At 67.4% G+C, this 8,831-nt stretch carries 10 protein-coding genes; all 10 read left to right on the top strand.

Features of this window, described 5'->3' with window-relative positions; translation table 11 throughout:
• Positions 1–277 precede the first annotated feature (277 nt).
• A complete protein-coding gene (locus tag RIF68_RS17610) occupies positions 278–691 on the top strand; it encodes a hypothetical protein (protein ID WP_309052220.1) in 414 nt (137 codons plus the stop codon).
• A gap of 225 nt (positions 692–916) precedes the next feature.
• Positions 917–1,726, top strand: coding sequence for a F0F1 ATP synthase subunit A (atpB, locus tag RIF68_RS17605; RefSeq protein WP_309052219.1), 810 nt, complete (start codon positions 917–919; stop codon positions 1,724–1,726).
• 90 nt (positions 1,727–1,816) lie between these two features.
• Entirely contained in the window at positions 1,817–2,050 is a 234-nt protein-coding gene (gene atpE, locus RIF68_RS17600) for an ATP synthase F0 subunit C (protein ID WP_010474382.1), read from the top strand.
• Positions 2,051–2,088: 38 nt separating this feature from the next.
• Positions 2,089–2,634: a F0F1 ATP synthase subunit B gene (locus RIF68_RS17595; RefSeq protein WP_309052218.1), complete on the top strand. Its 546-nt coding sequence runs from the start codon at positions 2,089–2,091 to the stop codon at positions 2,632–2,634.
• Entirely contained in the window at positions 2,631–3,446 is an 816-nt protein-coding gene (locus RIF68_RS17590) for a F0F1 ATP synthase subunit delta (protein ID WP_309052217.1), read from the top strand. The genes RIF68_RS17595 and RIF68_RS17590 overlap by 4 nt, the downstream gene beginning before the upstream one ends.
• A gap of 134 nt (positions 3,447–3,580) precedes the next feature.
• The gene (gene atpA / locus RIF68_RS17585) at positions 3,581–5,176 is read left to right on the top strand and encodes a F0F1 ATP synthase subunit alpha (RefSeq protein ID WP_309052216.1); all 1,596 of its coding nucleotides are present in this window, start codon (positions 3,581–3,583) and stop codon (positions 5,174–5,176) included.
• Positions 5,177–5,196: 20 nt separating this feature from the next.
• Complete coding sequence (locus RIF68_RS17580; protein ID WP_309052215.1) at positions 5,197–6,114, top strand: F0F1 ATP synthase subunit gamma; 918 nt, start codon at positions 5,197–5,199, stop codon at positions 6,112–6,114.
• Positions 6,114–7,553 carry a F0F1 ATP synthase subunit beta gene (gene atpD, locus RIF68_RS17575; protein ID WP_309052214.1) on the top strand — a complete coding sequence of 480 codons (1,440 nt, stop codon included), beginning with the start codon at positions 6,114–6,116 and terminating at the stop codon, positions 7,551–7,553. The genes RIF68_RS17580 and atpD overlap by 1 nt, the downstream gene beginning before the upstream one ends.
• 110 nt (positions 7,554–7,663) lie before the next feature.
• The gene (locus RIF68_RS17570) at positions 7,664–8,038 is read left to right on the top strand and encodes a F0F1 ATP synthase subunit epsilon (RefSeq protein WP_309052213.1); all 375 of its coding nucleotides are present in this window, start codon (positions 7,664–7,666) and stop codon (positions 8,036–8,038) included.
• Between the two features lie 144 nt (positions 8,039–8,182).
• The gene (locus tag RIF68_RS17565) at positions 8,183–8,629 is read left to right on the top strand and encodes a DUF2550 domain-containing protein (protein WP_309052212.1); all 447 of its coding nucleotides are present in this window, start codon (positions 8,183–8,185) and stop codon (positions 8,627–8,629) included.
• Positions 8,630–8,831 lie beyond the last annotated feature (202 nt).

The raw sequence follows: 8,831 nt of genomic DNA, 5'->3' as shown, positions 1-8,831 counted from the left end.
GGAACGCCGAGTTGACGAACGGCATTTTCGGGCCCAATACCAGACAAGTCGCCCCGATGTCCTGCACACACGGGCGTTGTAGCTCTCATGTGTGACAGTTGGCACACCCTCTGGGTAAAGACCTATTCAAATAGTTTGTGATACCGTTCACGAGACCCGGCGACAGAGCCGAAGGACCGTAGTGCGACGGTTCGTTGGCCCCGAGACCCACCTCGGACCGGGCTTACGCTCGTCCATGACGACACCATCGCCCCCTCCAGCAAGCGGAGACACCGCCATGCCGTCCAACGACGCACGCACCCTGCTGCACACCGCCGTACCCACCGCTGCCGTAGGCGCCGTCGCCACGGTCGTCAGCGGGGTGGTCGCCGGTGGCAAGGGCGCGATCGGTGCCGTTGTCGGCACCCTGGTCGTGGTCCTCTTCATGGGGATCGGGCTGGTGGTCCTCCAGCGGACGGCGAAGAAGCTCCCGCAGCTGTTCCAGGCCATGGGGCTCATGCTCTACGTGGCCCAGCTGCTGCTTCTCTTCACCTTCCTGGCCTTGCTCAAGGACACCGAGCTGTTCGATTTCAAGGCCTTCGCCTTCACGCTGCTCGCGACGACCGTGGTGTGGGTCGCCGCGCAGGCCCGGGCCTACATGAAGGCCAAAATCATGTACGTCGAGCCCGAGAAGTCGGGATCGAAGTCGTGAAGGGTAGGGCCGGGATAAAGACGCGTTCGGCTTCCTGCTATCGTCCGGTGCCAACTGCGGCACTGCGGGCGCGGGCATCGGAAACAACGCCTGTCCCAGCGCGAGGCTCGATGCCGAACCGCCGCCCCCTTATCCGTAAGACCAGTCCAGTGCCGATCCGCGGCTGCGTGCCGCGCCGACACAACGAGGTTGCCGAACCTATGCGCCACGCTGAAGGAGCCCGCGGTGAGTGCTGACCAGACGCTTGCCTTCGACCCGGATTGCCACATCTTCACCGGATGTGGCTTCCCGGCGCCGGGCCTGCACACGTTCATGTACGAGCCCATCGCAACGGTGGCCGGCATCGAGCTGACCAAGCCGATGCTGCTCGCCATTCTGGGCTCCATCGTGGTGGTCGGGTTCTTCTGGGCGGCGTTCCGCAAGCCCAAGCTGGTCCCCGGCAAGCTGCAGATGGTCGGCGAGGCCGGGTACGACTTCGTGCGCCGCGGCATCGTCTACGAGATCATCGGCAAGAAGGACGGCGAGAAGTACGTCCCCTTCATGGTGTCGCTGTTCTTCTTCGTATGGATCATGAATCTCTGGTCCATCATCCCGCTGGCCCAGTTCCCGGTCACCTCGCTGATCGCCTTCCCGGCCGCGCTCGCGCTGATCGTCTACGTCATGTGGATCTCGCTCACCTTCAAGAAGCACGGCTTCGTGGGTGGCTGGAAGAACATCGTCGGCTACGACAAGTCGCTCGGCCCGATCCTTCCCCTGGTCGTGGTCCTCGAGTTCTTCTCGAACCTCCTGATCCGGCCCTTCACGCACGCGGTCCGACTGTTCGCGAACATGTTCGCCGGTCACCTGCTGATCGTGATGTTCTCGCTGGCCACCTGGTACCTCATGAACGGCCTGGGCTTCGTCTACGCCGGCGCCTCGTTCGTGATGGTCCTCGTGATGACCGCTTTCGAGCTCTTTATCCAGGCCGTCCAGGCGTACGTCTTCGTTCTCCTGGCCTCCAGCTACATCCAGGGCGCGCTCTCCGAGCACCACTGAGTCCTGCCCCGCCCGGCAGTACCACCCCCAACCAACAGTCGTCCGGTGGCCAACCCCCACCGGGTCCTTGAAAGAGAAGGAAGAACCGGCATGTCCGCTCTCGAGACTCTCGCCGCCGTCAACGGAAACGTCGCCTCGATCGGCTACGGCCTCGCGGCCATCGGCCCCGGCGTCGGCGTCGGCATCATCTTCGGTAACGGCACCCAGGCCCTCGCCCGTCAGCCCGAGGCGGCCGGCCTGATCCGTACCAACCAGATCATGGGTTTCGCCTTCTGTGAGGCGCTCGCCCTCATCGGCATCGTCATGGGCTTCGTCTACAAGTAAGCCGGACCTAGCCCAACCCCTTTACGGAAGGCACTGATGTGAACGCTCTGCTTCTTGCGGCAGCGGCGGAGGAGCAGCCTCCGCTCATCCCGCATCTCGACGAGCTCGTCATCGGCCTGATCGCCTTCGTCATCGTCTTCGGCTTCCTCGCCAAGAAGCTCCTCCCGAACATCAACAAGGTTCTGGACGAGCGCCGCGAGGCCATCGAGGGTGGCATCGAGAAGGCCGAGTCGGCCCAGATCGAGGCTCAGAGTGTGCTGGAGCAGTACAAGGCCCAGCTCGCCGAGGCCCGCCACGAGGCCGCGCGTCTTCGCCAGGAGGCGACGGAGCAGGGCACCGCGATCATCCAGGAGATGAAGGCGGAAGGCCAGCGCCAGCGCGAGGAGATCATCGCGGCCGGCCACGCGCAGATCGAGGCCGACCGCAAGGCCGCGGCCGCCTCGCTGCGCCAGGACGTGGGCAAGCTCGCCACCGACCTGGCCGGCAAGCTGGTCGGCGAGTCCCTCGAGGACACCGCCCGCCAGAGCCGCACGATCGACCGCTTCCTCGATGAGCTCGAGGAGAAGGCAGAGGCCGTCCGATGAACGGAGCGAGCCGCGAGGCACTGGCCGCCGCACGTGAGTCCCTCGACGCGCTGATCGACAACACCTCGGTCGACGCGACGACGCTCGCGGACGAGCTGGCCTCCGTCACCGCGCTGCTCGACCGCGAGGTGTCGCTGCGCCGGGTCCTGACCGACCCCGCCCAGCCGGGTGAGGCCAAGGCCGCGCTCGCGCAGCGACTCCTGAGCGGTCAGGTGGGCGGCGCGACCGTCGACCTGGTCTCCGGAATGGTCCGCTCCCGCTGGTCGCGCTCGCGTGACCTGGTCGACTCGGCCGAGGAGCTGGCGAACACCGCGGACCTGACCGCCGCGCAGCGGACGGGCGCGCTCGACGACGTCGAGGACGAGCTGTTCCGTTTCGGCCGGATCGTGTCCTCCAGCACCGAGCTCCGCTCGGCACTGACGGACAAGGCCGCCACGGCCACCGCCAAGGCCGAGCTGCTCCGCAGCCTGCTCGGTGGCAAGGCGCACCGCACCACCGAGCGCCTGGTCGTCCGTCTGGTGACCCAGCCGCGGGGACGTAGCCTGGAAGCGGGACTCGAGTCCCTTTCCAAGCTGGCCGCCGACCGCCGGAGCCGGATGGTCGCCGTCGTCACCTCGGCGGTGCCGCTGTCCGACCTGCAGAAGCAGCGCCTCGGAGCCGTACTGGCGAAGCTGTACGGCCGCGAGATGCACCTGAACCTGGACGTGGACCCCGCGGTCCTCGGCGGGATCTCGGTGCGGGTCGGCGACGAGGTCATCAACGGCACCGTCGCGGAGCGCCTCGACGAGGCGACCCGGCGACTGGCCGGCTGACGGCAGCGGTCACCAACACAACACGCATCACAGCGGCCCGGTTGGGCCGTGCAGAGATTGCAGAAGATTCCTGGGGGTCGGCCCCCAGACCCCTTAAGAAACTTCGGGCCCAACAAGGAGAGCAGGGAACCCAGATGGCGGAGCTCACGATCCGGCCGGAGGAGATCCGGGACGCGCTGGAGAACTTCGTCCAGTCGTACCAGCCGGACGCGGCCTCGCGCGAGGAGGTCGGCACGGTCAGCCTGGCCGGCGACGGTATCGCGAAGGTCGAGGGTCTTCCCTCGGCCATGGCGAACGAGCTGCTGAAGTTCGAGGACGGCACGCTCGGTCTTGCGCTGAACCTCGAAGAGCGCGAGATCGGCGCGATCGTTCTCGGTGAGTTCAGCGGCATCGAGGAGGGACAGTCGGTGCAGCGCACCGGCGAGATCCTCTCCGTCGGTGTCGGTGAGGGTTACCTGGGTCGCGTCGTCGACCCGCTCGGCAACCCGATCGACGGCCTCGGCGAGATCGCGACCGAGGGCCGCCGCGCCCTCGAGCTGCAGGCCCCCGGCGTCATGCAGCGCAAGTCGGTCCACGAGCCGATGGAGACCGGCTACAAGGCCGTCGACGCCATGACCCCGGTCGGCCGTGGTCAGCGTCAGCTGATCATCGGTGACCGCCAGACGGGCAAGACCGCCCTGGCTGTCGACACGATCATCAACCAGCGCGACAACTGGCGCTCGGGCGACGTGAACAAGCAGGTCCGCTGCATCTACGTCGCCGTCGGCCAGAAGGGCTCCACCATCGCGTCCGTGCGCGCGGCCCTCGAAGAGGCCGGTGCGCTCGAGTACACGACGATCGTCGCCGCCCCGGCGTCCGACCCGGCCGGCTTCAAGTACCTCGCCCCGTACACCGGCTCGGCCATCGGTCAGCACTGGATGTACCAGGGCAAGCACGTCCTGATCGTCTTCGACGACCTGTCGAAGCAGGCCGACGCCTACCGCGCCGTGTCGCTTCTGCTGCGCCGCCCGCCGGGCCGTGAGGCCTACCCGGGTGACGTCTTCTACCTGCACTCCCGTCTGCTCGAGCGCTGCGCCAAGCTCTCGGACGAGCTGGGTGCCGGTTCGATGACCGGTCTGCCGATCGTCGAGACCAAGGCCAACGACGTCTCGGCGTTCATCCCGACCAACGTCATCTCCATCACGGACGGCCAGTGCTTCCTGGAGTCCGACCTGTTCAACGCCGGTCAGCGTCCGGCCCTGAACGTCGGTATCTCCGTCTCCCGTGTCGGTGGCTCCGCCCAGCACAAGGCGATGAAGCAGATCTCCGGCCGTCTCCGCGTGGACCTGGCCCAGTTCCGTGAGCTGGAGGCGTTCGCCGCCTTCGGTTCCGACCTGGACGCCGCGTCGAAGGCGCAGCTGGAGCGTGGTCAGCGCATGGTCGAGCTGCTGAAGCAGCCGCAGTACCAGCCGATGGCCACGGAGAACCAGGTCGTCTCCATCTGGGCCGGCACCACCGGCAAGATGGACGACGTCCCGGTCGCCGACATCCGTCGCTTCGAGGCCGAGATGCTGGCGTACCTCCGCCAGAACCACTCGGGCCTCATGACCTCCATCCGTGAGGGCGGCAAGATGTCGGACGACACGCTGCAGTCCGTCGCCGACGCCATCGCGGAGTTCAAGAAGCAGTTCGAGACCTCTGACGGCAAGCTCCTCGGCGACGACGCCTCCGCCGTCAACGTCTCGAAGTGACGACGGAAGGGACCTGACTCATGGGAGCGCAGCTCCGGGTCTACAAGCGTCGCATCAAATCCGTCACCGCGACGAAGAAGATCACCAAGGCGATGGAGATGATCGCCGCCTCGCGCGTCGTCAAGGCGCAGCGCAAGGTGCAGGCGTCGACCCCGTACGCCACCGAGCTCACCCGCGCGGTGACCGCGGTGGCCACGGGTGCCAACGACAAGCACCCGCTGACCACCGAGGCGGAGAACCCGACCCGCGCCGCGGTCCTGCTCCTCACGAGCGACCGCGGCCTGGCCGGCGCCTTCAACTCCAACGCCATCAAGGCGGCGGAGCAGCTCATCCGGAAGCTGGAGGGCGAGGGCAAGGGGGTCGACATCTACGTGGTCGGCCGCCGCGGCGTCGCGCACTTCAACTTCCGTGAGCGCAAGCTGGCCGACTCGTGGACCGGCTTCACGGACGAGCCGACCTACGCGGACGCCAAGAAGATCGGCGAACCGCTGATCGAGGCGATCGAGAAGGACACGGCCGAGGGTGGTGTGGACGAGCTCCACATCGTCTACACCGAGTTCGTCTCGATGATGACGCAGACGGCGGTCGAGGCCCGGCTGCTGCCCCTCAGCCTCGACGAGGTGGCGAAGGAGGCCGGCCAGCAGGACACCCTTCGTCCGCTGTACGACTTCGAGCCGTCGGCGGAGGACGTCCTCGACGCCCTTCTGCCGCGCTACGTCGAGAGCCGGATCTACAACGCGCTGCTTCAGTCCTCGGCCTCGAAGCACGCCGCCACGCGGCGCGCGATGAAGTCGGCGACCGACAACGCGGGTGAGCTGATCACCAATCTCACCCGACTTGCCAACGCGGCCCGCCAGGCCGACATCACCCAGGAAATCAGCGAGATCGTCGGTGGCACCGCAGCCCTGGCCGACGCGACCGCGGGGAGTGACAAGTAATGACGACCACTGTTGAGACGGCCGCCGCCACGGGCCGCGTCGCCCGGGTCATCGGCCCGGTCGTCGACGTGGAGTTCCCCGTCGACGCGATGCCGGAGATCTACAACGCGCTGAACGTCCAGGTGCCGGACCCGTCCGGTGAGGGCACCAAGACGCTGACCCTCGAGGTCGCGCAGCACCTCGGTGACGGCATGGTCCGCACCATCTCGATGCAGCCCACCGACGGTCTGGTCCGCCAGGCCTCGGTGACCGACACGGGCAGCGCGATCACCGTGCCCGTCGGTGACGTCACCAAGGGCAAGGTGTTCAACACCCTGGGCGAGGTCCTGAACGAGGACCCGTCCACGGTCGCGAGCGCCGAGCGCTGGGGGATCCACCGCAAGGCCCCGGCCTTCGACCAGCTCGAGTCCAAGACCGAGATGTTCGAGACCGGCCTGAAGGTCGTCGACCTTCTCACCCCGTACGTCAAGGGTGGAAAGATCGGTCTGTTCGGTGGTGCCGGTGTCGGCAAGACCGTTCTGATCCAGGAAATGATCATGCGTGTGGCGAAGCTGCACGAGGGTGTGTCGGTCTTCGCGGGCGTCGGCGAGCGCACCCGTGAGGGCAACGACCTCATGGTCGAGATGGAGGAGGCCGGCGTTCTCGACAAGACCGCGCTGGTCTTCGGCCAGATGGACGAGCCCCCGGGCACCCGTCTGCGCGTGGCCCTGGCCGGTCTGACCATGGCGGAGTACTTCCGCGATGTGCAGAAGCAGGACGTGCTGTTCTTCATCGACAACATCTTCCGCTTCACCCAGGCCGGTTCCGAGGTGTCGACCCTGCTCGGCCGTATGCCCTCCGCGGTGGGTTACCAGCCGAACCTGGCCGACGAGATGGGTCTCCTCCAGGAGCGCATCACCTCGACCCGTGGTCACTCGATCACCTCGATGCAGGCGATCTACGTCCCCGCCGACGACCTCACCGACCCGGCGCCGGCGACCACCTTCGCCCACCTCGACGCGACGACGGTTCTCTCCCGTCCGATCTCCGAGAAGGGCATCTACCCGGCCGTGGACCCGCTGGACTCCACGTCCCGGATCCTGGACCCGCGTTACATCGCGCAGGACCACTACGACACCGCCATGCGGGTCAAGGGCATCCTGCAGAAGTACAAGGACCTCCAGGACATCATCGCGATTCTGGGTATCGACGAGCTGAGCGAGGAGGACAAGCTCGTCGTCCACCGCGCCCGCCGTGTCGAGCGCTTCCTGTCCCAGAACACCCACGCGGCGAAGCAGTTCACCGGTGTGGACGGTTCGGACGTTCCGCTCGACGAGTCGATCGCCGCGTTCAACGCGATCTGCGACGGTGAGTACGACCACTTCCCGGAGCAGGCCTTCTTCATGTGTGGTGGTCTCGAGGACCTCAAGAAGAACGCCAAGGAGCTCGGCGTCTCCTGAGCCCTGTGCTCGCCTGAGGGGGCGGGATCCGTCCCGCCCCCTCTCCACGCCCACTAGAATTGACCCCAACACCCGGCACGACCGCCGGGTGGTGACCCGAGGAGCCACCCTTGGCTGCTGAGCTGCACGTCGAGCTGGTCGCCGCGGACCGGAGTGTCTGGTCCGGCGAGGCCACCCTGGTCATCGCGCGTACCACCTCCGGCGACATCGGCGTCATGCCCGGCCACCAGCCGCTGCTCGGTGTGCTGGAGTCGGGCCCGGTGACCATCCGTACGAGCGAGGGCGCGACCGTCGTCGCGGCCGTGCACGGCGGATTCATCTCCTTCGCCGACGACAAGCTGTCTCTGCTCGCGGAGATCGCCGAGCTGGCGGACGAGATCGACGCCCAGCGCGCCGAGCGCGCGCTGGAGCGGGCGAAGTCGGATTCGGACGCCGCCGCCGAGCGGCGCGCCGAGGTACGGCTGCGCGCGGTAGCGGCCCGCTGACGGTCCGCGCCGAGAGTAGTGCCCTCAGCCGCGGCACGGCTGGAATGTTCCAGACCGTGCCGCGGCTGAGGCGATGCAGATGCAGGTTGTATTCGGTTCGGCCGGCGGCGCCGGCTACGGGACGCAGCGAGGAGGTCGGTGAAGATGTTCCTCGCTCTGCTCGTGTGCGGCCTGGTCGTCGCACTGGTGGTGATCGGGCTGTTCGTCTTCGGCTTGCGTCGCAGGCTGATCCAGCGGGCCGGCGGCACCTTCGACTGCTCGCTTCGGTGGAACGTCCCGGACGAGCCGGACTCGACCGGCAAGGGCTGGGTGTACGGCGTCGCCCGCTACAGCGGTGACGAGATCGCCTGGTTCCGTGTCTTCTCGTACGCCCCCCGCCCCCGCCGGGTCCTGGAGCGCTCGGCCATCGTGGCCCTGGAGCGCCGGATGCCGGAGGGCGAGGAGGAGCTCGCGCTGCTCTCGGACGCGGTGATCCAGCCCTGCATGTACGAGGGTGTGCGGCTGGAGCTCGCGATGAGCGAGGACGCCCGCACGGGTTTCATGGCCTGGCTGGAGGCGGCGCCTCCGGGCCAGCGGGTCAATGTGGCCTAGCGTCGCGAGCCCGGCAAGATCCGAAAGACACGGCCTAGGAGCTCCAGGAACGTGAGAAGCGGGGGACGGCGTGCTGCGCCGTCCCCCGCTTCGTCGTGCGGCGGCTAGTTCAGGCCGCTGTTGATGGCGCCGACGAGCTCGCCGTTGGTGGTGTCACCGCTGAACTCCCAGAAGAACGCTCCGCCGAGGCCCTGGTTCTTGG

This window comes from Streptomyces sp. (assembly GCF_031178505.1).
GTDB classification, from domain to species: domain Bacteria; phylum Actinomycetota; class Actinomycetes; order Streptomycetales; family Streptomycetaceae; genus Streptomyces; species Streptomyces gulbargensis.
The sequence above is the reverse complement of the archived record's forward strand: the minus strand, read 5'-3'. Positions and strand labels throughout refer to the sequence as shown.

What these genes read in the sequence shown, in the direction of transcription:
- atpE (WP_010474382.1), top strand. Translation starts at nt 1,817, where the DNA reads ATGTCCGCTCTCGAGACTCTCGCCGCCGTCAACGGAAACGTCGCCTCG.
- RIF68_RS17590 (WP_309052217.1), top strand. Translation starts at nt 2,631, where the DNA reads ATGAACGGAGCGAGCCGCGAGGCACTGGCCGCCGCACGTGAGTCCCTC.
- RIF68_RS17565 (WP_309052212.1), top strand. Translation starts at nt 8,183, where the DNA reads ATGTTCCTCGCTCTGCTCGTGTGCGGCCTGGTCGTCGCACTGGTGGTG.
- atpA (WP_309052216.1), top strand. Translation starts at nt 3,581, where the DNA reads ATGGCGGAGCTCACGATCCGGCCGGAGGAGATCCGGGACGCGCTGGAG.
- RIF68_RS17580 (WP_309052215.1), top strand. Translation starts at nt 5,197, where the DNA reads ATGGGAGCGCAGCTCCGGGTCTACAAGCGTCGCATCAAATCCGTCACC.
- atpD (WP_309052214.1), top strand. Translation starts at nt 6,114, where the DNA reads ATGACGACCACTGTTGAGACGGCCGCCGCCACGGGCCGCGTCGCCCGG.
- RIF68_RS17610 (WP_309052220.1), top strand. Translation starts at nt 278, where the DNA reads ATGCCGTCCAACGACGCACGCACCCTGCTGCACACCGCCGTACCCACC.